Below are 24,821 nucleotides of genomic sequence, written 5' to 3'. Positions count from 1 at the left end.
GTCGGTCTACGAAATTACCGACTGATGGTCGGTTTGTCTATGGTGGGTCCATGAACCTCAAGGCGGAACGCGGCGCGGCCACCCGCGACAGGGTCCTGGCGATCGCCACGCGGCTGTTCGCCGACCGGGGCTACGACGACACCTCCATCGAGGTGGTGCTGCAGGAGTCGGGGCTGAGCCGGGGGGCGCTGTACCACCACTACGCCGGCAAGGACGCCCTCTTCGAGGCGGTGCTGGAGGCCACGGAGTCGGCCATCGGCGCCAAGATCCGGCAAGCCGTCCGCGGCATCACCGACCCGGCTGCGGCCCTCCGGGCCGGCGTACTGGCCTGGATCTCGCTCGCGGGGGACCCGGTCATCAAACGCATCGTCCTCATCGACGCGCCCGCGGTGATGGGCTGGGAACGGTGGCGGGCCATGGAGGAGCGCTACTCGTTCGGGATGCTGAAGGCGGCGCTCGGGGCCACGGGGGCGGTGCCGGCCGAGTTCCTGGACCTGCACGCGCACATGCTGCTGGCGGCCGTCAACGAGAGCGCCCTGATGGTGGCCCGCGGCGGCGACCACACCACCGCGGTGGCCGCCGTCGAAGAATTCCTCCGCCGCCTCCTCCAGCACTGAATCCCGGCACGGCCCCACGACACCGCACCGCAGCCGGCGCCCGGCTCGGGCCGCCCGCCGTCAAAGGCGCCGCACTCCACCGCACACCGCCCCACCGACGCGGCACGACAAACCGCGACCGCACCACGCCACCCGCGCCCGCCACCCCGAAGCGCCGCGTCGGCGGGACGCGGAACGGCGGAGCTCGGCGCCGATCGCGGTGCCCAGCCAGGGCAGTGTGCGTGCGGCCGGGCACCCCCCGGGTCAGGCGGCGGCGGTGGCCATTTTGCGGAGGCGGGCCAGGGCGTCGCGTTCGATGCGGCGGGCGCGGTCGCGGCCGATGCCGTAGCGTTCGCCGACCTCCGTGAGCGTGTGCTCGCGCCCGTCCACCAGCCCGTACCGCCACCGCAGCATCTCGCTGGTGTCGCCCTCGAGCCCCGTCAGCCACTGGTCCAGCCGCTCGCGCTCCAGGATGTCGATGGCCTGCTGCTCGGGATCGGCCCACGTCTCGTCGGCGATCATGTCGCCGAGCTCCGTCTCGTCCTCGTCGCCCACCCCGAGCTGGAGCGAGACCGGGTCGGAGGCCCAGCGCCGCAGCTCGCGTACGCGCTCGATCGGCAGGTCGAGGATCTCGGCGAGATCGTCGTCCGTGGGCTCGGCGTCGAACTCCGCCAGCATGTCGCGGCGCACCCGCATGAGCCGCGTCATCTGCTCCCCGGCGTGCGTGGGCAGCCGCACCGGACGGGCCTGCTCGTGGATGGCCCGCCCCACCGACTGCCGGATCCACCACGTCGCGTACGTGGAGAACTTGTACCCCCGCCGGTAGTCGAACTTCTCCACCGCCCTGACCAGCCCCAGGTTGCCCTCCTGCACCAGATCGATCAGCGGCATCCCCCGCCCCGAGTATTTCCGGGCCACCGCCACCACCAGGCGCAGGTTGGCCTGGATGAACTCGTCCTTCGCCCGCTGGCCGGAGATGGCCAGGCGCTCCAGCTCCTCGTCGGCCGCGTCCCCGATCCGCGGCTCCGAGCCCCCGCTGTCGAGCAGCTGCTCGGCGAAGAGGCCCGCCTCGATCCGCTTGGCGAGCTCCACCTCTTCCTCCGCCGTGAGCAGCGGGACCCGGCCGATCTCAGCCAGGTAGGTCCCCAGCAGATCGCGCTCGGCGATGTGCTGCTCCTGCGTGCGACTCCCCGTAGGCCTTGCCATCCCCGCACCTCGTTCCGCAGCTGCGTTCTATACCCGGCCAACGTCCGGCCAAATGCAAAGATTCCCAAAAGCAGTACGTCGCTGGGATGGTTCTGGATGTCCTCCTAAAGGAGGAGGCCGCCACGAAACACCTGGTGAACGAGGGGGACGCCGGGCCGGTAGGCAAGGTGTACATACGAGGGGGCATCGAGCACGACGAGGTCCGCACGGGTCCCGGGCCGCAGCCACCCTACGTCCGTACGGCGCAGCGCGCGTGCCCCGCCGTACGTCGCCGCCCTGATCGCCTCCAGCGGCGTCATCCGCATCTCGCGTACGGCCAGCGCCACGCAGAACGCCATCGACGACGTGAACGACGACCCCGGGTTGCAGTCGGTCGCCAGCGCCACGGTCGCCCCCGCGTCGATCAGCCGCCGGGCGTCCGGGTAGGGCGACCGCGTCGAGAACTCCGCGCCCGGCAGCAGCGTCGCCACCGTGTCCGACGACGCCAGCGCGTCCACGTCGGCCGGCGTCAGATGGGTGCAGTGGTCGGCCGAGGCCGCGCCCACCTCGCAGGCGATGCGCACGCCCGGGCCCTCCCCGAGCTGGTTGGCGTGCACCCGCGCCCCCAGCCCCGCCTTGAGCCCGGCGCCCAGGATCTCGCGCGTCTGGTCGCCGTCGAAGGCCCCGCGCTCGCAGAACACGTCGACCCACTTGGCGTACGGGGCGCACGCGTCGAGCATCTCCCCGGCGACCAGCCGCACGTAGGAGTCGGCGTCCATGCCGGCGGGCACGACATGCGCCCCCAGGAAGGTGGTCTCGCCGGTCAGCCCGGCGGCGATCTCCAGCGAGCGCCGCTCGTCCTCGACGGTCAGGCCGTAACCGCTCTTGATCTCGACGGTCGTGGTGCCCTGGGCGAGCATCTCGTTGACCAGGGCACGCGCGTGGGCGGCCAGCTCCGCGTCGCCGGCCTGGCGGGTGGCGGCGACCGTGGTGCGGATGCCGCCCCCGGTGTACGGCTCGCCGGACATGCGGGCCTGGAACTCGGCCGTCCGGTCGCCGGCGAAGATCAGGTGGGCGTGGCTGTCCACGAAGCCGGGGATGACGGCGCGGCCGCCGACGTCCACCCGCTCGTCGGCGTCGGGGGCCTGGGCGGCGGGACCGGCCCAGGCGACCAGACCGTCCGCCACGACCAGCGCCGCGCCCGGGATCTCCTCGCGCTCGGGGTCACCGGTGTACAGCGATCCGATCCCGTCGATCAGCGTCGTGCTCATCTCACCCTCCGTATCGCCTCGGCCAGCATGGATCCGACGTCGCCGAGCCGGTGCCGCCCGTCGGTGACGACGCGGCGGCCGCCGGAGACCACCGAGTGCACGTCCGCCGCCGTGGCCGCGAACACCACGGCCTCCGGTCCGTTCGCGCCCGCCGTACGCACGGAGTCGAGCCGTACCGACACCAGGTCGGCCCACGCGCCGGGCACCAGCAGCCCGGCGTCGGGGAAGCCGAGGGAGGCGTGGCCGGTGACGGTCGCGGCGGCGAGCAGGTCGGCGGCGCTCCAGTTGCCGCGCTTGCCGCTGTTCAGCCGTTCGTCCAGCTCGACCCCGCGCGCCTCCTCGAACAGGTCGATCACGGCGTGGCTGTCGGAGCCGAGCGTGATCTGCGCGCCCCGGTCGGCGGCCGCCCTCGCGGGGCCGGTGCCGTCGGCCAGGTCGCGTTCGGTCGTGGGGCACATGCAGATGTGCGTGCCGGACTGGGCGATCAGCTCGATGTCCACGTCGGTCAGGTGGGTGGCGTGCACGGCGGTCGAGCGCGGGCCCAGGGCGCCCCGCTCGTGCAGCACCTGGACCGGCGTGGCCGCGTACCTCTCCACGCAGGCGGCGTTCTCGGCCGGCTGCTCGGACACGTGCATGTGGAGGGGACCCGCGTGCCGGTGGGAGAACTCGGCCACGACCGGCATCTGCTCCGGCGGCACCGCGCGCACGGAGTGGATGGCCGCGCCGATCTCCACGTCGTGCTGCCCCTCGTAGGCCGCCGCCAGGTCGTCGGCCCTGACCGCCCACCGCTCGGCGTCGCCGTCGGTGAAGCGCAGCTGCGCGCCGGCGAGCGGGGCGCCGATGCCTCCGGACAGGTAGCAGGTGTCGAGCAGCGCGATGCGCAGGCCCGCCTCGCGGGCCGCGCGGACCAGGGCGTGGCCCATCTCATTGGCGTCGTCGTACGGCCGGCCGCCCGGCCCGTGGTGCAGGTAGTGGAACTCGCCCACGCAGGTCACCCCGGCCAGCGCCATCTCGGCGTAGACGGCCCTGGCCAGCTGGAGGTAGGAGTCGGGGTCCAGCGCCCCCGCCACCTCGTACATCAACTCCCGCCAGGTCCAGAAGTCGCCCTTGCCCTCCTGGACGCTGCCGCGCAGCGCGCGGTGGAAGGCGTGGGAGTGGGCGTTGGCCAGGCCGGGAACGGTGATCCCCGGCAGGCGCTCGGCCGTGCCCGGCGGGCCCTGGCCGACACTGGCGATCCTGGCGCCGTCGACCTCGACGAGCACTCCCTCCGCGACTCCGCCGGGCAGCCACGCCTGTTCGCACCAGTAGGTCAGCGACACAGGTCCTCCAGCACGTCCGCGAGGGCGACGACTCCCGCCTCGCAGTCTGCCCGCTCGGCGTGCTCGTCGGGGGAATGGGACACGCCGGTGGGATTCCTGACGAACAACATCGCGCTCGGGACGCCCGCCGAGGCCAGGATCCCCGCGTCGTGGCCCGCCCCCGTGGGCAGGACGGGCGCGGGCGTGTCGCCTCCCGCGACCCTGGCCAGGCGTTCCCTGAGCGGCAGGTCGAAGTCGACGACCGGGGTCCACGACTCCTCCCGCACCGTGGCCGGCGCCTCCTCGGTCAGCTCGGCGACGAGGGCGCGTACGGCGTCCTCGTCCGCCCCGCGGGCGTCCAGCCAGGCCGAGACCAGGCCGGGGATCGCGTTGGCGTTGCCCGGCGAGACGCGCACCTTGCCGACCGTGGCCACCACGTCGCGGCGCGCCGCGGCCGCGCGGGCGGCCAGCACCATGCGGGCGAACGGCAGCATGGGGTCGTCCCGGTCGGCCAGCCGGGTGGTGCCCGCGTGGTCGGCCCGGCCGTGGAAGTCGAAGCGCCAGCGTCCGTGCGGCCAGATCGCCGCGGCCACGCCCACCGGCCGCCCCTCGTGGACGAGCGCCTGGCCCTGCTCGACGTGGAGCTCCACGAACGTGCCGACCATGGCGAGCGTCTCGTCGTCCCGCCCCACCTCGTACGGCGCCCGCCCGGCCTTCGTCATGACGTCGGCCAGCGTGTCGCCGGAGTCGTCCGTGAGCGCGAGGGCCCGCGCGGGCTCCAGCACGCCCGTGAGCAGCCTCGACCCCATGCACGGCACCCCGAACCTGGCGCCCTCCTCGTCGGTGAAGCAGACCACGCCGACCGGCCGGGCCGGGGTGACCCCGCGCTCCTTCAGCAGGTCCAGGGCTGCGAAGGCGGACACGACCCCGAGCGGCCCGTCGTACGCGCCGCCCTGCCGTACGGAGTCGAGGTGGCTCCCGGTCACCACGCCGGGGCCGGCCGAGGGGTCGCCCCACCACGCCCAGAGGTTGCCGTTGCGGTCTTCGCGCAGGTCGAGCCCCCGCCGCCGGGCCTCGCCCGCGAACCACTCGCGTAGCTCCATGTCAGCAGGCGACCAGGCGTCCCTGACGTAGCCCCCGGTCGCCGGATCCCGTCCTATGTGCGCGAGTGGTTCAAGCATGGCCCCACTGTAGTGAATGGATCCATTCAGTTGACAGGCCCACCCCTGGGCCGCAGGGTCAGCTCGGTGAGGTGGGCGTCGGGACCGGCCGTGACGGCGGCCACCACGGCCCGCGCCACGCCCTGCGGCGTGAGGTACTTCTCGGGCTCGAACTCACCGCCCTCGTAGCGGCGCAGCTCGCGCTGCATGTCGGTGGCCGTCCGGCCCGGGTAGACGGTCGTCACCCGCAGCCGCGGCTCCTCCAGCCGCAGCGCGTCGGCGAACGCCCTCAGCGCGAACTTGCTGGCCGCGTAGGCGCCCCACTCGGGGTTGGCCCGCTGCCCCGAACCCGAGTTGACGCAGATCACGTGCCCCCCGGCGCTGCGCAGGGCGGGCAGCAGCAGCCGGGTCAGCTCGGCGACCGCGACGACGTTCACCTCCAGCGTCTCGCGCCACGCGGCGGCGGTCAGGTCGGCGATCCGGCCCATCCGGTTGATCCCGGCGGAGTGCACGAGGACGTCGAGCCGCTCGATCCCGGCGACGTCCGCCTCCGCGACCCCCGTCAGCTCCGCCGGCCAGACCCGCGCGTCGGGCAGCCCGGCCGCCACGGCGGCCAGCGACTCCTCGTCGCGGCCGTTGAGTATCACGTGATGCGTGGGGCCCAGAGCCTCGGCCACGGCCGCGCCGATCCCGCGCGAAGCGCCTGTGACCAGCGCAGTCGGTCGTTCGTTCATGAAGATCAGCTTATTGGGGTTGACGATTACTCAAATTTGAATACAAACTTGTACCCATGTCTGCTTCGACGCGCATCCTCATCCTCGGCGCCCTGCTCGACGGCCCCATGAACGGCTACGGGGTCCGCCGCCGACTGGAGGTGATGGGCACCGACCAATGGGCGAACGTCGCCTTCGGGTCGATCTACCACGGGCTGAGCAAGATGGCCGACGAAGGGCTCCTGGCCGTCGTCGAGGCGGGCAGGGGCGGCAAGGTCGTCTACGAGCTGACCGAGCAGGGCCGCGAAGAGTTCCACCGGATGTTGTTGACCGCCTGGCACGAGGTCAAGCCCATCGTCGACCCGTTCCAGGTGGCGCTGACGTTCATGGATCGGCTGGAAAAGCAGGAGATTCTTCAGGCGCTGTATGGCAGGATGCAGCAGCTCAGAATGAGCGTCGAGATCCTTGGACATGCCCTCGGCGCCAAGCAGCGCTTCGGCGCTCCCCAGCACGTGGACGAGAACCTCCGTCTCAACAGAGCCATGGTCCAGGCCCAGCTCGACTGGGTCGAGAAAGCCATCGAACGGGTTGAGGCCGACGAATTGCCCTAAGGAGCTGAACCCCCCAATGATCATTCAGGCGCAGGGCCTGCGAAAGACGTTCACCACCAGGAGCAGGAAGGGCACGCAGACCGTCGAGGCCGTCCGCGGGGTGGACCTCGAAGTCGCGCAAGGCGAGATCTTCGGCGTGCTCGGCCCCAACGGGGCAGGCAAGACCACCACGATCAGGATGCTCTCCACGCTGATCGCCCCCGACGCGGGCAGGGCCACCGTCGCGGGCCACGACCTGCTCAAGGAGCCCGCCGCCGTCCGGCGCAAGCTCGGGTACGTGAGCCAGGCCGGCGGCGTGGAGGACACCACGAGCGCCAGGGCCCAGATCATGATGGCCGCCAAGATCCACGCCATGGCCGACCCGAAGCAGGCCACCTCCGAGGTGCTGGAGCGCTTCGACCTGACCGAGATGGCCGACCGCCCCGGCCGTACCCTCTCGGGCGGGCAGAAGCGGCGCGTGGCCATCGCGATCGGGCTGGTGCACAACCCGCCGCTGCTCTTCCTCGACGAGCCCACCACCGGCCTCGACCCGCAGAACCGCGCCAACCTCTGGGACCGAATCAGGCAGCTGCGCGAGGCCGGCACCAGCGTGCTGCTCAGCACCCACTACCTCGACGAGGCCGACGCGCTGTGCGACCGCCTCATGATCGTCGACCACGGCCAGGTCGTGGCCGAGGGCACGCCCGGGGAGCTCAAGCGGCAGGTCTCCGGCGACGTGATCACGCTCAGGGTGGACGACCTGGAGCGGGCCGCGGACACGCTCAAGCCGTACGCCCGCGAGACCCGCGTCGACGAGGACCTGCTGCGCGTCTACGTCGACGACGGCGAGCACACGCTGCCCGCGCTGCTGCGGGCCCTTGAGGAGCAGGGGCTGGGGCTGAGCTCGATCGCGCTCGACCGCTCCACGCTCGACGACGTCTTCCTGGCCAAGACCGGCCGTTCCCTCCGCGACACCGGAGCCGCCTCATGATCCGCCACATCGCCCTGTTCACCGGCTACGAGCTGAAGAAGTCGTTCACCAACCCGATCTGGCCGCTGTTCGGCATCATGCAGCCGGTGCTGTACCTGCTCATGTTCGCCCCGCTGCTGAAGTCGCTGACGCCGGGCGGCTCGACGGTGGACGCGCTGCGGATGTTCACGCCGGCGTCGATGATGATGATCGCGGTCTTCGGGTCGCTGTTCTCGGGGTTCGGGCTGATCGCCGACCTGCGCAACGGCTCGCTCGAACGGTACGCCGTCAGCCCCGCCTGGCGGCCGGCCATCGTGCTCGGGCGGGTGGCCAAGGACATGGTCGTGCTGGTGTGCCAGGCGATCCTCGTGCTCGTCGTGGCCATCGCGATGGGCGTGCGCATCGGGGCCGTCGAGCTGCTGCTGGTGCTGCTGCTCATGGCCGCCACCGGGCTGTTCGCCTCGGGGCTGTCCCAGGGGCTGGCGCTGACCGTGCGCGACGAGAACGGCATGTCGCAGACGCTCAACCTGTTCATGCTGCCGATCATGCTGCTGGCCGGGCTGTTCATCCCGATCTCGTTCGCGCCCGGCTGGATGCGGACGCTCGCCCCGGTCAACCCGCTCTACCACGCGGTCGAGGCGGGCCGGGCGCTGTTCGCCGGCCGGCTGTCGGACTCGTCGATCCCGATCGCGTTCGCGGTGTTCATCGTGCTGGCGGTGCTCACCACGATCTGGTCGATGCGCTCGCTACGCAGGATCGCCGGGTAGGAACGTACCGGTCTCGTCGGTCATCCGCTCGTACTCCTCGAGCCTGGCCTGGGTACGCAGCGGCGCCGCATCCGCCATGGCCTCGACCAGGGCCATGGCCAGGGCGAGCGGCGCCGCGTGCGAGTCGAACACGAGCCGGTCGCCGACGGGGGCGTCCAGCACGACCTCCGCCGGGAAATCCGACTTATCCGTTATGGCCGCCACCCGCAGCCCCATCTTCTCCGCGTACTCCAGCGCCTGCACGGCCTCCGCCGGATATCTCGGCAGGACCACGGCCACCACCCACTCCGCGCCCGCCCTGCGCGCCGCGTGCAGCCCGTCGACCAGCTCCGACCCCCCGTGCGTAAGCAGCCGCACGTCGGGGTGGATGCGGCGGGCGTAGTAGGCGAAGGTGGTGGCCAGCCCGCAGGAGACCCGCAGCCCCACCACGGGCAGCGGCTCGGTGGCGGCCAGCTGCTCGCCGAGCTCCTTGAGGGGGAAGGCCGACAGCCGCTCCCTGACGATCGCGAGGTTGCGGATCTCGCAGTCGATGGCCCCGCGCAGCAGGCTCTCCTGCGGCTGCGCCACCCCCGCGCCGCCGCCCAGCACGAGCGGGCGCAGCGCCTGCCGCAGCTCGGGGTATCCGGCGAACCCCAGCACCATGGCGAACCGGGTCACGGACGGCTGGCTCACCCCGGCCCGCTCGGCCAGCTCCACGCTGGACAGGAAGATCGCCTCATCGAGATGCTCGGTGAGATAGTGCGCGATCCTCCGCTGCACGGGCGACAGCCTCCGGCCATCCAGCAGCACACCCAGTCCACCGTGATATCCGTCCGCCACGCCACCTCCAACGCTTCCCACCCCGCATTCTCATCCCACCATCCCCACGGCCCCCACCGAGGGCGGTGCCGGTGGGGGGCGGAGGCGCGCAGGGTCAGGACTCGCGCATCGGGATGCGGACGCCGCGGGCGGCGGCCACGTCGGCGGCCTCCTCGTAGCCCGCGTCCACGTGCCGCATGACCCCCGTCCCGGGGTCGTTGGTCAGCACGCGGTTCAGCTTCTCCCCCGCCAGCGCCGTCCCGTCGGCCACCGTCACCTGGCCGGCGTGGATGGAGCGCCCGATCCCGACCCCGCCCCCGTGGTGGATGGACACCCAGGCGGCCCCGGAGGCCGTGTTGAGCATGGCGTTCAGCAGCGGCCAGTCCGCGATCGCGTCCGACCCGTCCGCCATGGCCTCCGTCTCGCGGTACGGCGAGGCCACGGAGCCGCTGTCGAGGTGGTCGCGCCCGATCACGATCGGCGCCCGCAGCTCGCCCGAGGCCACCATGTCGTTGAAGCGCTCCCCCGCGACGTTCCGCTCGCCGTAGCCGAGCCAGCAGATCCGCGCGGGCAGCCCCTGGAAGTGGACCTTCTCCCCGGCCTTCCTGATCCAGCGAGCGAGTGGCTCGTTCTCGGGGAAGAGCTCCAGGATGGCCCGGTCGGTCGCGGCGATGTCGGCGGGGTCGCCGCTCAGGGCGGCCCACCGGAACGGGCCCTTGCCCTCGCAGAACAGCGGCCTGATGTAGGCGGGCACGAACCCCGGGAAGTCGAAGGCCCGCCCGTAGCCGGCCAGCTGCGCTTCGCCCCGGATGGAGTTGCCGTAGTCGAACACCTCCGCCCCGGCGTCCTTGAACCCGACCATCGCCTCCACGTGCCGCGCCATCGAGGTCCGGGCCCGCTCGGTGAAGCCGGCGGGGTCCTTGTCCCGCTCCGAGGCCATGTCCTCGAAGGCGACCCCCAGCGGCAGGTACATCAGCGGGTCGTGCGCCGAGGTCTGGTCGGTGACGATGTCGATCTCGGCCCCGCGGGCGAGCAGGTCGGGCACGGCCTCCGCGGCGTTGGCGACGACCCCGATGGACAGGGGACGGCGCTCGTCGCGCGCCGCGTACGCCAGCCGCAGCGCCTCGTCCAGCGACGACGCCTCCACGTCGAGGTAGCGGTGCTCGATCCGCCGGGCGACCGAGCGCGGGTCGCAGTCGACGCAGATCGCCACCCCGCCGTTCATGGTGACGGCCAGGGGCTGGGCTCCGCCCATCCCGCCGAGCCCGGCCGTCAGCGTGATCGTCCCGGCCAGCGACCCGCCGAAGCGTTTGGCGGCCACGGCCGCGAACGTCTCGTACGTCCCCTGAAGGATGCCCTGCGTGCCGATGTAGATCCACGACCCGGCGGTCATCTGCCCGTACATGGTGAGCCCGGCCGCCTCCAGCCGCCGGAACTCCTCCCAGTTGGCCCAGTCGGGCACGAGGTTGGAGTTGGCGATGAGCACCCGGGGCGCCCACTCGTGGGTGCGGAACACGCCCACCGGGCGCCCCGACTGGACCAGGAGGGTCTCGTCGCCCTCGAGCGTCGTCAGCGTCCTGACCATCGCGTCGAACGACGCCCAGTCACGCGCCGCCTTGCCCGAGCCGCCGTAGACGACCAGCTGCTCGGGGTGCTCGGCGACCTCCGGGTCCAGGTTGTTCTGGAGCATGCGGAGCGCCGCCTCCTGCGGCCACCCCTTGGCGGTGATCGTCGTGCCTCGCGGCGCGCGCACGCTGCGGCTCATCGTGACCCTCCTGAATGAAAACATTCACATTTGTCACCCGCAGGGTACAACGATTAACTGACGAGGAACTGGGTGGCGGCCAACTCCCGGTAGAGCTCGTCCTCCCCGACCAGCGACTCGTGCGTCCCGACCGCCCGCACGCCGCCCCCTTCCATGACCACGATCCGGTCGGCGTTCGTCACGGTGGACAGCCGGTGGGCGATCACCAGCACGGTCGTCTCGGTGGCCACCTCGGCGATGACCTCGCGCAGCCGCAGCTCGTTGACCGCGTCGAGCTGGGAGGTGGCCTCGTCGAGCAGCAGCAGCCTGGGCTTGCGCAGCAGCGCCCTGGCGATGGCGACGCGCTGGCGCTCGCCGCCCGACAGCAGCACGCCGCGGTGCCCGACCGGCGTCTCCAGCCCTTCGGGCAGCCTGTCCACCAGGTCGTCGAGCCGGGTGCGGGCGACGGCCCGGCGCAGCTCGTCCTCGGTGGCGTCCTGGGCGGCGAACAGCAGGTTCTCCCGAAGGGTGCCGGCCAGCACGGGGGCGTCCTGCTCGACGTACCCGAGGGCGGCCCGCAGCTCGCCCAGCGGCCAGTCGCGGATGTCGCGCCCGCCGACGGCGATGAGCCCCTTCTGGTGGTCGTAGAAGCGCTCGATCAGCGCGAACACCGTCGACTTGCCCGCGCCCGACGGCCCCACCAGCGCGGTCAGCCCGCCAGGCGGGACCTCGAAGGTGACCCCGTCGTGCACGGTCGGCCGGTCGTCGCCGTACTTGAAGACCACGTCCTGGAACGTCACCCCGACCGGCTCGGCGGTCCCCGCGACGGCGGCACTGACCGGCTCGGCGGGCAGATCCTCGATCTCCTTGATCCGCTTCATCGCGGCCAGCCCCTGCTGGAGCTGGACGCCGCCCTGGACGAGCTGCCCGATCGGCGGCACCAGGTAGAACAGGTACAGCAGGAACGCGATCAGCGACGACACCTCCAGCGTGCCCGACGCGACCCTGGCCCCGCCGACGGCCAGCACGGCGAGGAACGCGATCTGCACCGCCATCCACGTCGCCACTCCCGCGAGCGACGTCCAGCCGGCGACCTGCAGCCCCCGGTCGCGGGCGCGCACCGCCGCGTCGCCCACCACCGCGATCTCCCGCTCCTCCGCGCCGCTGGCCTTGACGGTCCGGTACGCCTGCAGCGCCCGGTCCAGCACGGCCCCCATCTCGCCCACGGCCTCCTGCGCGTGGGTCTGCGCCCGCTGGATCCTCGGCATGATCAGCCCGACGAGCCCGCCGATCACCACGACTATGAGCAGCGTGACCAGCAGCAGCACGCCGTCCATGGTCGCCATCATGACGATCGCCCCGACCAGCATGAACGCGGCGCTGACGGACTCGACGATCCCGTTGGTCAGCACGGCCCGCAGCAAGGTCGTGTCACCCGTCACCCGCGACAGCAGGTCGCCGGGTTTGAGCCGGTCCACGTCGGCGACCTTGAGGCGCAGCATCCGGTCGACGAGCTTGCGCCGCGCGCCGAGCACGATGCCCTCGCCCGTGCGCTCCATCAGATAGCTTCCGGCGGCCGACACGACCGCGCCGATCAGCACCGCCGCGGTCAGCCCCAACAGCGGCCCGGCCATCGAGCCGGCCTTGCCGAACGCGTCCACGACGTACTTGGCCAGCAACGGCATGGCGAGACCCGCCGCCGAGCCGATCAAGCCCAATAACCCGCCCAGGACCAGGATCTTCCGGTGCGGGCGGACGTGGGAGAGCAACTCCTTGACCACCACATCTCCTTCCACGACATGTCTCGACTTGCTCCAACGAACGGGACCGCGCGATCCGCACCACGTCGACAGGGTCAACCTAAATTGACGACCTAAGTATGTCAACTTTCGTTGACCCTCATTCTTGAGGAGGAGACGACATCCGGAAGCGTCCGGCAGACGAATAGGGCGTCGAGGAACCCGGCCGGAACCTCGCAGTACCCGATCAGCCCTTCGAAAGGACCGAAAATGGAGCTCCGGATCAACCGGCGCGCTCTGGTCGGACTTGGCCTCGCCGCAGCTGTCGCCGCGTCGTCGTTGGCCGTGCTCCGTACCGACTCCGGCATCGCTTCCTCGCACCGCGAGGCTCCCATGATCGCGGGCGACCCCCAGCACGACAACACGGACGTGTACGCGTTCGTGAGCCCTGACAAGGCCGACACGGTGACCCTGCTGGCCAACTGGATCCCGTTCGAGGAGCCTCACGGCGGCCCGAACTTCTACCCGTTCGCCACCAGGTCCCGCTACAACATAAAGATCGACAACGACGGCGACGCCAGGCCCGACATCACGTACGAGTGGACGTTCCGCAACGAGGACAGGCGCGGCAACACCACGTTCCTGTACAACAACGGCCCCGTCACCTCGCTCGACGACCCCAACCTGCTCTTCCGCCAGCGCTACACGCTCAGGAAGATCACTCCCAGCGGCACCCGGACGCTGGTCGGCGACGGCATCGTCGCGCCGAGCAACGTCGGCCCGGCCTCGATGCCCGACTACGGCACCCTGCGCGCCCAGTCCATCAGGAGCCTGCCGGGCGGCGGCAAGTCGTTCGCCGGCCAGGCGGACGAGGCGTTCTTCCTGGACCTGCGCGTGTTCGACCTGCTCTACGGCGGCAACCTGTCCGAGGTCGGCCAGGACACCACCAGGGGTTACAACGTGAACAGCGTGGCCCTCCAGGTGCCCTCCTCCGAGCTGGCGCTCAAGGGCGACGTCAGGCGCAACCCGGTGATCGGCGTCTGCTCGACCACCGACAAGTTCAACGGCAGCAGGTACGTGCAGGTCTCGCGCCTGTGCAACCCGCTGGTGAACGAGGTCGTCTCGCCCGCCGGGCTCAAGGACGCCTTCAACGCCCTGCCCCCGGAGAAGGACGCCGACGTGGCGCCGCTGGTCAAGCGGGTCATCGACCCCGAGGTGGCCAGGCTGCTGGAGGCCATCTACGGCATCAAGGCCCCCGCGACCCCGCGCAACGACCTGGTCGAGATCTTCCTGACCGGCATCGCCAAGCAGAACGGCCCGATCAAGGCCGATTTGAACTCGCAGGTGCTCAACAAGGACGCGGGCAAGCTGCGCCCCTCCGAGATGCTGCGGCTGAACATGGCGATCCCGCCCGCGAAGGACCCGAACCGCCTCGGCGTGCTGGCCGGCGACCTGCAGGGCTTCCCGAACGGCCGCCGGCTCATCGACGACGTCGTGGACATCGAGCTGCAGGCCGTGGCCGGCGCCGCGCTGACCGGCAAGCTCGTGCCCGGGCTGACGGACAAGGTGGACAGGAACGACAAGCCGATTCTGCAGTCGTTCCCGTACATCCCGCTGCCCGGCAACGTCGCGGTGAACCAGCGCTGACTCCCCGACCGGCCTGCCCCCTCTCCAAGCGGGCCGGTCAGTCCCCCCGGCGGCAGGCCACCCTTCTCCCACCGTCTGCCGCCGACCTGAGGCCGGCCAGCCGTGCTCCCCGTCACGGCCGGCCGGCCGACTCCCCAGCACCCTGGAGCCTTGGACATGCGTGCCTTCGTGATATTCGCCGGGCTTGCCCTCCTCGGGGCCGCCGCCTTCACGATCTTCTCCTTCTCGGCGGCGCCCGCGCCGGGGCCGGTGGCGGACAAGCCGTCCACCGAGACACTGCAGGAGCGGCTCAAGCGCCTGCCGGGCGACTACCGCGGCTGGGCCCAGCTCTCCTCCCAGTACGTCGACCAGGCCAGGATCACCGGCGACCCGTCGTACTACACGAAGGCGGAGGGCGCGATCACCACCGCCGCCAAGCTGAGGGCCGAGGACGACGCGGTGCTCACCGGCCAGGCGGCGCTGGCCGCCGGCCGCCACGAGTTCGCCGAGGCGGTGCGGCTGGCCGAGCGCGCGATCGGCGTCAACCCGTACGGCGCACCGGCCTACGGCGTGCTGGCCGACGCGAAGACGCAGCTCGGGGACCTGCCCGGAGCGCAGCGAGCCGTGGACGAGATGCTGGGCCTGCGCCCCGGCGTGGCGGCCTTCGCCCGCGCCTCGTACGCGGCCGAGCTGCGCGGCGACCGGGCCAAAGCCCGCGAATACCTCGAAATGGCGCAGAGCGACGCGTGGCAGCCGGCCGACCTCGCCTACGCCCGCTACTACCTGGGCGAGCTGGCCCTCCACTCCGGCGACCTGGCCACGGCGGCCGGCTGGTACGCCAAGGCGCTGCAGGCCTACCCCGGCTACACCCCGGCGCTCGCCGGCCAGGCCAGGACCGCCGCGCTGAGCGGCCGGCTGACCGAGGCGCTCGGCCTCTACCAGAGCGTCGTCGAACGCCTCCCGCTCCCCCAATACCTGATCGAGCAGGGCGAGACCCAGATCAAGGCGGGCCGGCCCGCCGACTGGACCCTGCTGAAGGCGCAGCGCAAGCTGTTCCAGGCCGCGGGTGTGCGTGACGACCTGACCTGGGCCGAGTTCGAGGCCGACCACGGGGACCCGGCGCTGGCGGTCGAGCATGCCAGGGCCGAGTACGCGCGCAACCCGAACCTCGTCGCCGCCGACGCCCTCGCCTGGGCCCTGTTCAAGGCGGGCAAGCCGGCCGAGGCGCTGCCTTACGCGAAGAAGGCCACGGCGACGGGCTGGCAGAACCCGCTGCTGAAGTACCACCGCGCCAAGATCGAGCAGGCGCTGGGCCGGTCCGTCAAGGTGGACGCCGGCTTCGATCCGACACTGTCCGCACTGGCGAGGTTCTCATGAGAGTCATCCGGCTCGGTCTGCTGTCCGTCGCGACGGGCCTCGTGCTGTCGCTGTGCCTGAGCGTCGTCCTGGCGGCCGTGGCCAAGGCGGCGCCCGTGGTGATGCACCCGCTGGGCAACTTCACCGTCAACCACTACAACGGGCTGCGGATCTCGCCCTCCGACGTGCGCAACCTCGCCGTCGTGGACGCGGCCGAACTGCCCACGCTGCAGGCCAGGCCGCAGGTGGACGCCTCGTACGCGGCTCGCCGCTGCGGCGCGCTGGCCGCCGCCCAGCGGCTGACGGTGGCGGGCAGGACGGTGCCGTGGCGGGTGGCCGGCTCCGGCTTCGCCTACGCCCCCGGCCAAGGGGGTCTCCAGACCAGCCGCCTGACCTGCCGGCTCGTGGCCGAAGTCCGCGCCTCGGGGGCCGTGGAGTTCGCCGACGGGTTCGAGCAGGACAGGATCGGCTGGCGGGAGATCACGGCGGTGGGCGACGGGGTGCGGCTGGTCCGCTCGTCGGTGCCGCCGGTGAGCGTGAGCAAGGAACTGCACGCCTACCCCGAGGATCTGCTGGCCGACCCGCTCGACCAGCGCACCGCGACGATGACCGCCGTACCCGGCGCGGGCCTGCCCGGCCAGGGCGGCTCCGGCGCTCCCGGCGGCACCGTGTCCGGCGGGATCGGCATCGGCGGGCCGATCGGGGACGCCCTGGCCGCCCTGGACCGGACGTTCGCCGGGCTGATCGGCTCCGACACGCTGACGCTCCCGCTCGGGCTGCTGGCGGTCGGGCTGGCCGCGGTGCTGGGCGCCGGGCACGCGCTGATCCCCGGGCACGGCAAGACCGTCATGGCCGCGTACCTGGCCGGGCGGCGTGGCCGCCCGCGCGACGCGCTCGTGGTGGGCGCGACGGTGACGGCCACGCACACGGTCGGGGTGCTGGTGGTGGGGCTGCTGCTGAGCGCGTTCACGGCGCTGGCGGGCGAGTCCGTGCTGGCGTGGCTGGGGGTGGCCAGCGGAGCGCTGATCGCCGTCATCGGCTTCCGCCTCCTCCTGAACGCCCGCCGCGGCACCTCCCCGCACGACCATGGCCACGGCCATGGCCATGGGCACGGGCACAGGCACGGCGGCGAGCAGGCGACAAAACGGGCAGGGCTGGTGGGTCTCGGCATCGCGGGCGGGCTCGTTCCCAGCCCTTCGGCGCTCGTCGTCCTCCTCGGCGCCATCGCGCTCGGCCGCACCTGGTTCGGCGTGGCGCTGGTGACCGCGTACGGCATCGGCATGGCCGCCACCCTCACCGTCACCGGCCTCCTGCTGGTCAAGCTGGTGGACCGCCTGGAACAGCGCGCCTCTGCGGGCCGCCGCCTGGCCGCCAGGCTCTCGGGCCTGGCCCCGGTGGGCACGGCCGCGATGGTGGTGCTGCTCGGCGCGGGCCTGGCCCTCCGCTCGGTGGCCACCCTCTAGCGCCGGTACGCCCACGCGCCTATAGTCACACCCGTGACTACTCAAAAACTTGAGTATCCGTGGCTCTGAAGCACGCCGTGCTGGCGGCGCTGCTCGGCGACGAGTACAGCGGCTACCAGCTCACCAAGATCTTCGACGTCGGCGTCTCCAACTTCTGGTACGCCTCCCCCCAGCAGCTCTACGCCGAGCTGACCAAGCTCGAGTCCGACGGGCTGATCGCGGGCCGCGAGGTCGTCCAGCGGGGCCGCCCCAACAAGCGGGTGTTCACGGTCACCGACACCGGGGCCACCGAGCTGGCGGCCTTCGCGGCGACCCCGTCCAAGCCCCTGCTCATCCGCGACGACCTGGCCGTCAAGGTGCACGCCGTGGATCGGGTCGACCCCGCGCCGGTGATCGAGCAGCTCCTCGAACGCGCCGAGGAGGCCGCGGCCAAGCTCGCCTTCTTCGAGCAGGCTCTCCTGCTCATGCGCGGCGACCTGGACGAGGAGACGTTCCTGCGCCAGGGCGAGCACGTCGGCCCCTACCTGTCCTGCCTGGCCGGCTGCCGCCTGGAACGCGAGATGCGCGACTGGTGCCGGGAGACCGCCCGGACCCTGACAGAACGCGCGGCCCACGAGGAGAGGACGAGATCATGACCCGCACGCGCCACGTCCCGGCTGGAAGGACCGCCTCATGACCTACGCGCGTTACGTCGCCATCGGCGACAGCCAGACCGAAGGGCTCGGGGACGGCGACGACGTCACCGGCCACCGCGGCTGGGCCGACCGCCTCGCCGAGCACCTGGCCGCCGCCAACCCGGACCTGCTCTACGCCAACCTCGCGGTCCGCGGCCGCCAGGCGGCCGAGATCCAGGCCGAGCAACTGCCCGCCGCCCTGGCGCTGCGGCCCGACCTGGTCACGGTCATGGCGGGCATGAACGACATCATCCGCCCCGGCTTCGACGCCGCCAGGGTGGCGGGCATCGTGGAAGACATGATCGTCCGGCTGACGGCCGCGGGCGTGCACGTGGTCACCATGACCTTCCCCGACATCGCCAGGATCGCGCCGATGGCCCGCCCGCTCCGGCCCAGGCTGATCGACTTCAACGCCCGCGTCCGCGTCGCCGCCGCCCGCCCGGGGGTCACGCTGCTGGACACGTTCCCGCTCGACTTCACGGACGCCCGGATGTGGAGCGCCGACCGGCTGCACGCGAGCCCGGCCGGGCACACCCGCTTCGCCGCCGCCGTGGCCCATGCCCTGGAGCTGCCCGGCAGCGACGCCGCCTGGATGGCGCCCCTGACGCCGCTGCCCGCCCTGGGCGCCTGGCGCACGGCGTCGGGGGAGCTGCGCTGGCTGGCCACCTTCGCCGGCCCGTGGATCGCCCGCCGTCTGCGCGGCCGATCCTCCGGCGACGGCCGCGCCGCCAAACGCCCGCTGCTCACCCCGGTGATCGCTGGAAATCAGTCGATATCCGGCAAATCCGGGTCGTCGTAGTCGATGTCGACGCCCTCGGCCACTTCGGGCAGCGGCATCTCCTGCGCCGTGGCGAAGTCGAGATCCTTGCTGGGCCGGTCGGTGAAGCCGTGCGCCCTGATCGCATGTCCGCCCGCGAGCACCAGTCCGTAGCGGTCGCAGGCAGGCATCACCGCCTGGAGCAACCGCTCCTGGAAGGGCGGAAAGCGCATCAGGCGGTGATCAGGATCTCGTACATCAAGTATGCCGACGGCTGCGCCGCGTGGAAGGGAGATCGTGACGCCCTGAGAGGAACTCCTGGAAGGCGATCTTGGCCCTGATCGCCGGACGCCGCCACCGTTCCTCCCGGTGGATGGCCCTGGCCATCTTGCGCGGCGAGCGCTGGGCGAAGAACCAGCGGGCCCACGGGGAGCCGGGGCGGGCCAGCCGGAGCGCGCCCACCACCAGCATCGGCGGCACGAACAGGCCGGCCATCCCCGTCCAGATCTTGCCCTTGAGCAGGGTGACGACGGCGAGGGCCAGGTTGGCCACGATGAGCGCGGCCGGGTTGACCGGGGTGCCGTAGTCCCAGGTCAGCGGGCGCAGGCCGATGAGGAGCAGGCCCGTGACGGCGATCGCGATGAAGACCGCGTCCACCGAGGTGCGCCCCTCCTCCTCCCAGTACACGTCGTGCAGGTGCAGGATCAGCGCGAACTCGTCCAGCACGAGCGCGGACCCGATGCCGAAGATGCAGGCCGCGGCGACGTAGCCGACCTGCGAGGCGGAGGAGACGATGAGCCCGCTGACCCCGCCGACCAGCATCAGCACGACCCCGAACACGGCGTGGTGGATGTGCATCTCGCCCACGTTCACGTTACGGAACCAGCCGATCTTCGCCCTGATCAGGCGGACGTTGATGCGCGTGGCGATGAACGCCACGATGAGCGTGACGAAATAACAGAACAGCGGCAGCCGTCCTGTTGCGACGATGTTGTGCTCGAACCAGTTCCCCATGACTCTAGAAAGAGATGGTACGAGGGCCCCTGCACCTTCTTGACCGTCAAGCGAGGAAGGCCCGCAAAAGGGCTGCTGTGCCTTCCAGGTGCTCGGTGACCGCCCGGCGGGCTCCGTCAGGGTCGCCGGCCAGGATGGCGTCCACGATGGCCTGGTGCTGGCCGGCGGCGTGATCCAGGTTGACCTGGAGCATGGGGATCGCGTTCAGCAGGTCGCTCACCCGCGAGCGGGCGTCCGCGCACGCCGTGGCGAGCAGGGACGAGCCGGTCAGCTCGGCGATGGACAGGTGGAAGGCCGTGTCGAGGCGGCGGTAGTCCTCGATCGGGGCGTCGTTCAGCTCCGACAGCCGGCGCAGGAGCAGCTCCCGCTTGTCCTGCGGGAGGCCGGACGTGGCCAGCACCTGGGCCGCCCCGCACTCCACCGCCAGGCGGAACGTGAGCGCGTCCGACAGGTCGTCGCTGCCCATCTCCGCCACGACCTGCCGCAGATCGCCCGCGTCCGGTTTGGGCGGGACGTAGGTGACGAAGGCACCCCCGTACCGGCCCCTTCGCACGTCGAGGTAGCCCGCGTCCGAGAGCGCGCGGATCGCCTCGCGCAGGGTGACCCGGCTGATGCCGAGCCGCACGGCCAGCTCGCGCTCCGGCGGCAGCTTGTCGCCGGGCGGGACCACACCGAGCTTGATGGCCTGGAGCAGCCGTTCCACCGTCTCCTCGAAGGCGTTGCCGGCCCGCACCGGGCGCAACACCGTCATCAAACGCGCCGACTCGTCCAACGTGTCCTCAGGTCTTGACAACGGATCCCGCCATACACATCAATGGTCTAAGACTAGCCCAATCAACGGGAAAGCGCCTCTGGCCAGATCGGAGCGGGGATAGCGTGAGCGAGAGATCGAGCACCGGCTTCCTTTCCGTCAGCGAGCTGCGTGACGAGGTGGCGCTCGGGCGCATCGACACCGTGCTGCTCGCGATCGCCGACATGCAGGGCAGGTTGCAGGGAAAGAGGCTGTCCGCCCGCTATTTCCTCGAAGAGGTGCTGCACCACGGCTCCGAGGGGTGCAACTACCTGCTCGCCGTAGACGTGGACATGAACACCGTCGGCGGGTACGCGATGTCCTCCTGGGAGCGTGGCTACGGCGACTTCGTGATGAAGCCCGACCTCGCCACGCTGCGCAGGGTGCCGTGGCACGAGGGGACCGCCATGCTGATGGCCGACCTCGCCTGGGAGGGCGGCGGCGACGTGACCGCCTCCCCCCGGCAGATCCTGCGCAGGCAGCTCGCCCGCCTCGCCGAGCGGGGGCTGGGCGCGTACGTGGGCACCGAGCTGGAGTTCTGCGTCTACGAGGACAGCTACGAGGACGCCTGGAAGCGCGGCTACCGGGACATGTCACCGTCCAACCTCTACAACGTGGACTATTCGCTGCTCGGCACCGCCCGCATCGAGCCGCTGCTGCGGCGGATCCGCCGGAACATGGAAGGCGCCGGCCTGTACGTCGAGTCCGCCAAGGGCGAATGCAACCTGGGCCAGCACGAGATCGCCTTCCGCTACGACGAGGCGCTCAGGACCTGCGACCACCACGTCATCTACAAGAACGGCGCCAAGGAGATCGCCGCCCAGGAGGGCAAGTCGATCACCTTCATGGCCAAGCCCAACCAGCGCGAGGGCAACTCCTGCCACATCCACATCTCGCTGCGCGGCAGCGACGGGGATCCGGTGATGGCGGGCGACGGGCCGCACGGGCTCTCCCCGCTCGGCGCCCACTTCATCGCCGGGCAGCTCGCCTGCCTGCGCGAGCTCACCCTCCTGTACGCCCCCAACATCAACTCCTACAAGCGCTACGTCCCCGGCAGCTTCGCGCCCACGGCCGTCAAGTGGGGCGTGGACAACCGCACCTGCTCGCTCCGGCTCGTCGGCCACGGCCCGTCCCTGCGCGTGGAGAACCGGGTGCCGGGCGGCGACGTCAACCCCTACCTCGCGGTGTCCGCGCTGATCGCGGCCGGGCTGCACGGCATCGACAACGAGCTGCCGCTGGAGAGCGCGTTCGAGGGCAACGCCTACGACTCCGGCGCCGAGAGCGTGCCCCACACGCTGCGGGACGCGCTGGCGCTGTTCGAGGGGTCGAAGCTGGCCCGCGAGACGTTCGGCGAGGACGTGGTCGAGCACTACGCCAACAACGCGCGCGTGGAACTGGCCGCGTTCGACGCGGCGGTGACGGACTGGGAGCTGTTGCGTGGTTTCGAGCGGATGTGAAAGAAGCACATGAAGATCGTTAATCCGGCGACGGAGGACGTCCTCGCCGACGTCGAACTGGCCGACGCCGCCGAGGTGGACCGGGCGGTGGAGCGTGCCAGGGACGCGTACGCGACCTGGCGCGAGGTGTCGCCCGGGGACCGGGCACGGCTGCTGCGCAGGTTCGCCGACCTGGTGGACGAGCACGGCGGGGAGCTGGCGCGGCTGGAGTTGGCCAACGCCGGGCACCCGATCGGGAACGCCCGGTGGGAGGCCGGCAACGTACGCGACGTGCTGCACTTCTACGCCGGCGCCCCCGAGCGCAACCACGGCAGGCAGATCCCGGTGCCGGGCGGCGTGGACATCACGTTCCAGGAGCCGCTGGGCGTCGTCGGCGTCATCGTGCCGTGGAACTTCCCCATGGTGATCATGACCTGGGGCGTGGCCCCGGCGCTCGCGGCCGGCAACACGGTGATCGTCAAGCCGGCCGAATGGACCCCGCTGACCGCGCTGAGGCTGGCGGAGCTGGCCCTCGCCGCGGGCCTCCCCGAGGGGGTGCTCCAGGTGCTGCCTGGGGCAGGGGAGGTCGCGGGGGCCCGGCTCGTCGAGCATCCCGGCGTGGCGAAGATCGTGTTCACCGGCTCGACCGAGGTGGGCAAGGAGATCGCCGCCAAGGCGGCACGGCAGGTCAAGCGGGTCACGCTGGAGCTGGGCGGCAAGTCCGCCAACATCGTCTTCGCCGACGCGGATCTCGACAAGGCCGCGAGGACGGCGCCGTACGCGGTCTTCGACAACTCGGGCCAGGACTGCTGCGCCCGCTCCCGCCTCCTCGTCCAGGCCGACGTGTACGACGAGTTCATGGAGCGCCTGTCGGCGGCCGTGCGGGGCGTCAAGGTCGGCGACCCGCTCGACGAGGGCACCGAGATGGGCCCGCTGATCAGCCCAGAGCACCTCGACCGGGTGCGCGGCTTCGTCCAGGGCGCCCCCTACCTGCAGGGGTCCTGCCCCGAGGGCAGGGGCTACTGGTTCCCGCCGACCGTGCTGACGCCCGAGCTCACCGACCCGGCGTTCACCGAGGAGATCTTCGGTCCCGTCGTGTCCGTGGTGCGCTTCGAGGACGAGGCGGAGGCCGTGCGCATCGCCAACGACACCCCGTACGGCCTGAGCGGCTCCATCTGGACCCGCGACGTCGGGCGGGCGCTCCGCGTGGCCAGGGCCGTCGAGTCGGGCGCGCTCTCGGTCAACTCGCACTCGTCGGTCCGCTACTGGACCCCCTTCGGGGGCTTCAAGCAGTCCGGTCTCGGCAGGGAGCTCGGCCCTGACGCCCTGGCGGCGTTCACCGAGACCAAGAACGTCTTCATCGCATCGGAGTGAACAGGGTGACTTACATGCGGCGTTTGCAGGATCGGGTGGCCGTCATCACCGGCGCGGGCAGCGGCATCGGGCTGGCCACGGCACGCAGGTTCGCCGAGGAGGGCGCCAAGGTCGTCTGCGTGGACGTCGACGAGGAGGCGGGCGTCAAGGCCGCGAACGAGGTCGGCGGCCTCTTCGTCAAGGCCGACGTCACCGACGAGGACGACGTCGCCAGGATGTTCCGGACGGCCTTCGACACCTACGGCAGCGTGGACATCGCCTTCAACAACGCGGGCATCTCGCCGCCCGACGACGACTCGATCCTGCAGACCGGCATCGACGCCTGGCGCCGGGTCCAGGAGGTGAACCTGACCAGCGTCTACCTGTGCTGCAAGCACGCCATCCCGTACATGCAGCGGCAGGGCAAGGGCTCGATCATCAACACCGCCTCTTTCGTGGCCGTCATGGGGTCGGCCACCTCGCAGATCTCCTACACGGCCTCCAAGGGCGGCGTGCTGGCGATGTCGCGCGAGCTGGGCGTGCAGTTCGCCCGGGAGGGCATCAGGGTGAACGCGCTGTGCCCCGGGCCGGTGAACACGCCGCTGCTGCAGGAGCTGTTCGCCAAGGACCCCGAGCGGGCGCAGCGACGGCTGGTGCACATCCCCGTCGGGCGCTTCGCCGAGGCCTCGGAGATCGCGGCGGCGGTGGCGTTCCTGGCCAGCGACGACGCGTCGTTCATCACGGGTAGTGAGTTCCTGGTGGACGGAGGCATCTCCGGCGCCTACGTCACGCCGCTCTAGCTCTGGTCCGAGTTCTCGGGAGTCATCGTGCAGCGTCCCGTCATCGGCATCACGTCGTACGTGGAGCCGGCGAAGTTCACGGTCTGGGACATGACCGTGGCGCTCCTGCCGTACATGTACGTGGAGCAGGTCGTACGCGCCGGCGGGCAGCCGATCGTGCTGCCGCCGGCCGGCGAGCCGGCGCAGGTCGTCGGCCGCCTGGACGGCCTGATCCTGGCCGGTGGCGGGGACGTCGATCCGGCCCGGTACGGGCAGGAGCCGGGGAATCAAACCGGCTATATCCGCAAATTTCGTGATGAGGCGGAGTTTGGGCTGATCGCGGCGGCCCTCGACGCGGGCCTGCCGTACCTCGGCATCTGCCGCGGCCTCCAGGTGCTCAACATCGCCCTCGGGGGCAGCCTCCACCAGCATCTCCCCGACGTCGTGGGGCACACCGGCCACTCCCCCGCCCCCGGCCGGTTCGGCCCGCTGCCCGTCACCCTCGTCCCCGGCAGCCGCCTGGCCAAGGCGCTGGGCACGGAGCCCGTGACCGTCCCCCATTACCACCACCAGGCCATCGACCGGCTCGCTCCCGGCCTCACGGTCACCGCCACCGCCGGCGACGGCACGATCGAGGCGGTCGAGCTGGACTCGGCCCCCTTCGCCGTGGCCGTGCAGTGGCACCCCGAGGCGGCCGAGGACGGCGCCCTCTTCGAGGCGCTCGTGGCGGCCTGCTGAGCGC

24 protein-coding genes are annotated in these 24,821 nt (G+C 71.5%); 13 read left to right on the top strand and 11 right to left on the bottom strand.

What is annotated here, in order from left to right:
• The first annotated feature begins 50 nt into the window (after positions 1 to 50).
• Positions 51 to 617, top strand: coding sequence for a TetR/AcrR family transcriptional regulator (locus tag ACFKCF_RS20570; protein ID WP_394495741.1), 567 nt, complete (start codon positions 51 to 53; stop codon positions 615 to 617).
• A gap of 243 nt (positions 618 to 860) precedes the next feature.
• Here ACFKCF_RS20570 and ACFKCF_RS20565 read toward each other — a convergent pair whose 3' ends face one another.
• From ACFKCF_RS20565 to ACFKCF_RS20545, 5 genes are all read right to left on the bottom strand, one after another.
• The gene (locus tag ACFKCF_RS20565; protein WP_192790669.1) at positions 861 to 1,802 is read right to left on the bottom strand and encodes an RNA polymerase sigma factor RpoD/SigA; all 942 of its coding nucleotides are present in this window, start codon (positions 1,800 to 1,802) and stop codon (positions 861 to 863) included.
• 104 nt (positions 1,803 to 1,906) lie between these two features.
• Entirely contained in the window at positions 1,907 to 3,052 is a 1,146-nt protein-coding gene (gene hutI, locus ACFKCF_RS20560) for an imidazolonepropionase (protein WP_394495739.1), read from the bottom strand.
• Positions 3,049 to 4,371 (bottom strand): formimidoylglutamate deiminase, encoded by a 1,323-nt coding sequence (locus ACFKCF_RS20555; protein WP_394495737.1) that lies wholly within the window; start codon positions 4,369 to 4,371, stop codon positions 3,049 to 3,051. Before ACFKCF_RS20555 ends, hutI begins: the two co-directional genes overlap by 4 nt.
• The gene (locus tag ACFKCF_RS20550) at positions 4,362 to 5,531 is read right to left on the bottom strand and encodes an allantoate amidohydrolase (RefSeq protein WP_394495736.1); all 1,170 of its coding nucleotides are present in this window, start codon (positions 5,529 to 5,531) and stop codon (positions 4,362 to 4,364) included. Before ACFKCF_RS20550 ends, ACFKCF_RS20555 begins: the two co-directional genes overlap by 10 nt.
• Before the next feature lie 26 nt (positions 5,532 to 5,557).
• Complete coding sequence (locus tag ACFKCF_RS20545; protein ID WP_394495734.1) at positions 5,558 to 6,244, bottom strand: SDR family oxidoreductase; 687 nt, start codon at positions 6,242 to 6,244, stop codon at positions 5,558 to 5,560.
• Positions 6,245 to 6,300: 56 nt separating this feature from the next.
• Here ACFKCF_RS20545 and ACFKCF_RS20540 point away from each other — a divergent pair, with 56 nt between their 5' ends.
• Genes ACFKCF_RS20540 through ACFKCF_RS20530 form a run of 3 tightly spaced genes read left to right on the top strand, consistent with a single transcriptional unit; the run spans position 6,301 to position 8,550 of the window.
• On the top strand, positions 6,301 to 6,834 hold the full coding sequence (locus ACFKCF_RS20540) for a PadR family transcriptional regulator (RefSeq protein ID WP_394495733.1): 534 nt from the start codon (positions 6,301 to 6,303) through the stop codon (positions 6,832 to 6,834).
• A gap of 16 nt (positions 6,835 to 6,850) precedes the next feature.
• Positions 6,851 to 7,804 (top strand): ATP-binding cassette domain-containing protein, encoded by a 954-nt coding sequence (locus ACFKCF_RS20535; RefSeq protein ID WP_394495731.1) that lies wholly within the window; start codon positions 6,851 to 6,853, stop codon positions 7,802 to 7,804.
• Positions 7,801 to 8,550 (top strand): ABC transporter permease, encoded by a 750-nt coding sequence (locus ACFKCF_RS20530; protein WP_394495729.1) that lies wholly within the window; start codon positions 7,801 to 7,803, stop codon positions 8,548 to 8,550. The genes ACFKCF_RS20535 and ACFKCF_RS20530 overlap by 4 nt, the downstream gene beginning before the upstream one ends.
• On the opposite strand, the gene ACFKCF_RS20525 is transcribed toward ACFKCF_RS20530, so the two are convergent.
• The 3 genes from ACFKCF_RS20525 to ACFKCF_RS20515 form a co-directional block, all read right to left on the bottom strand.
• Positions 8,530 to 9,309, bottom strand: a complete 780-nt coding sequence (locus ACFKCF_RS20525) for a MurR/RpiR family transcriptional regulator (RefSeq protein WP_394495728.1) — start codon at positions 9,307 to 9,309, stop codon at positions 8,530 to 8,532. The genes ACFKCF_RS20530 and ACFKCF_RS20525 overlap by 21 nt on opposite strands.
• Before the next feature lie 154 nt (positions 9,310 to 9,463).
• The gene (gene hutU, locus ACFKCF_RS20520; protein WP_394495727.1) at positions 9,464 to 11,113 is read right to left on the bottom strand and encodes a urocanate hydratase; all 1,650 of its coding nucleotides are present in this window, start codon (positions 11,111 to 11,113) and stop codon (positions 9,464 to 9,466) included.
• A gap of 53 nt (positions 11,114 to 11,166) precedes the next feature.
• A complete protein-coding gene (locus tag ACFKCF_RS20515; RefSeq protein WP_394495725.1) occupies positions 11,167 to 12,873 on the bottom strand; it encodes an ABC transporter ATP-binding protein in 1,707 nt (568 codons plus the stop codon).
• Between the two features lie 228 nt (positions 12,874 to 13,101).
• Here ACFKCF_RS20515 and ACFKCF_RS20510 point away from each other — a divergent pair, with 228 nt between their 5' ends.
• From ACFKCF_RS20510 to ACFKCF_RS20490, 5 genes are all read left to right on the top strand, one after another.
• A complete protein-coding gene (locus ACFKCF_RS20510) occupies positions 13,102 to 14,478 on the top strand; it encodes a DUF4331 domain-containing protein (RefSeq protein WP_394495724.1) in 1,377 nt (458 codons plus the stop codon).
• A gap of 156 nt (positions 14,479 to 14,634) precedes the next feature.
• Positions 14,635 to 15,834 carry a tetratricopeptide repeat protein gene (locus ACFKCF_RS20505; RefSeq protein ID WP_394495723.1) on the top strand — a complete coding sequence of 400 codons (1,200 nt, stop codon included), beginning with the start codon at positions 14,635 to 14,637 and terminating at the stop codon, positions 15,832 to 15,834.
• Positions 15,831 to 17,276: a nickel/cobalt transporter gene (locus ACFKCF_RS20500; protein WP_394495722.1), complete on the top strand. Its 1,446-nt coding sequence runs from the start codon at positions 15,831 to 15,833 to the stop codon at positions 17,274 to 17,276. The genes ACFKCF_RS20505 and ACFKCF_RS20500 overlap by 4 nt, the downstream gene beginning before the upstream one ends.
• Positions 17,277 to 17,335: 59 nt before the next feature.
• Positions 17,336 to 17,911 (top strand): PadR family transcriptional regulator, encoded by a 576-nt coding sequence (locus ACFKCF_RS20495; RefSeq protein WP_394495721.1) that lies wholly within the window; start codon positions 17,336 to 17,338, stop codon positions 17,909 to 17,911.
• Positions 17,912 to 17,948: 37 nt separating this feature from the next.
• The gene (locus ACFKCF_RS20490) at positions 17,949 to 18,749 is read left to right on the top strand and encodes an SGNH/GDSL hydrolase family protein (RefSeq protein ID WP_394495720.1); all 801 of its coding nucleotides are present in this window, start codon (positions 17,949 to 17,951) and stop codon (positions 18,747 to 18,749) included.
• On the opposite strand, the gene ACFKCF_RS20485 is transcribed toward ACFKCF_RS20490, so the two are convergent.
• The 3 genes from ACFKCF_RS20485 to ACFKCF_RS20475 are packed head-to-tail and all read right to left on the bottom strand — an operon-like array spanning position 18,716 to position 20,472.
• Positions 18,716 to 18,940 carry a nucleotidyl transferase AbiEii/AbiGii toxin family protein gene (locus ACFKCF_RS20485; RefSeq protein WP_394495718.1) on the bottom strand — a complete coding sequence of 75 codons (225 nt, stop codon included), beginning with the start codon at positions 18,938 to 18,940 and terminating at the stop codon, positions 18,716 to 18,718. The two genes, ACFKCF_RS20490 and ACFKCF_RS20485, sit on opposite strands and share 34 nt — an antisense overlap.
• Positions 18,941 to 18,965: 25 nt before the next feature.
• Positions 18,966 to 19,721 (bottom strand): hypothetical protein, encoded by a 756-nt coding sequence (locus ACFKCF_RS20480; protein ID WP_394495717.1) that lies wholly within the window; start codon positions 19,719 to 19,721, stop codon positions 18,966 to 18,968.
• 46 nt (positions 19,722 to 19,767) lie between these two features.
• The gene (locus ACFKCF_RS20475; protein WP_394495715.1) at positions 19,768 to 20,472 is read right to left on the bottom strand and encodes a FadR/GntR family transcriptional regulator; all 705 of its coding nucleotides are present in this window, start codon (positions 20,470 to 20,472) and stop codon (positions 19,768 to 19,770) included.
• 125 nt (positions 20,473 to 20,597) lie between these two features.
• Here ACFKCF_RS20475 and ACFKCF_RS20470 point away from each other — a divergent pair, with 125 nt between their 5' ends.
• The 4 genes from ACFKCF_RS20470 to ACFKCF_RS20455 are packed head-to-tail and all read left to right on the top strand — an operon-like array spanning position 20,598 to position 24,817.
• A complete protein-coding gene (locus ACFKCF_RS20470) occupies positions 20,598 to 21,968 on the top strand; it encodes a glutamine synthetase family protein (RefSeq protein ID WP_394495713.1) in 1,371 nt (456 codons plus the stop codon).
• A 9-nt stretch (positions 21,969 to 21,977) separates the two neighbouring features.
• Positions 21,978 to 23,321: an aldehyde dehydrogenase family protein gene (locus ACFKCF_RS20465; RefSeq protein WP_394495712.1), complete on the top strand. Its 1,344-nt coding sequence runs from the start codon at positions 21,978 to 21,980 to the stop codon at positions 23,319 to 23,321.
• A 14-nt stretch (positions 23,322 to 23,335) separates the two neighbouring features.
• A complete protein-coding gene (locus ACFKCF_RS20460; protein WP_394495711.1) occupies positions 23,336 to 24,100 on the top strand; it encodes a 3-oxoacyl-ACP reductase in 765 nt (254 codons plus the stop codon).
• A gap of 27 nt (positions 24,101 to 24,127) precedes the next feature.
• Positions 24,128 to 24,817: a gamma-glutamyl-gamma-aminobutyrate hydrolase family protein gene (locus ACFKCF_RS20455; RefSeq protein WP_394495709.1), complete on the top strand. Its 690-nt coding sequence runs from the start codon at positions 24,128 to 24,130 to the stop codon at positions 24,815 to 24,817.
• Positions 24,818 to 24,821 lie beyond the last annotated feature (4 nt).

It is taken from the genome of Nonomuraea sp. JJY05 (assembly GCF_043496855.1).
Taxonomy (GTDB): Bacteria; Actinomycetota; Actinomycetes; order Streptosporangiales; family Streptosporangiaceae; genus Nonomuraea.
The sequence above is the reverse complement of the archived record's forward strand: the minus strand, read 5'-3'. Positions and strand labels throughout refer to the sequence as shown.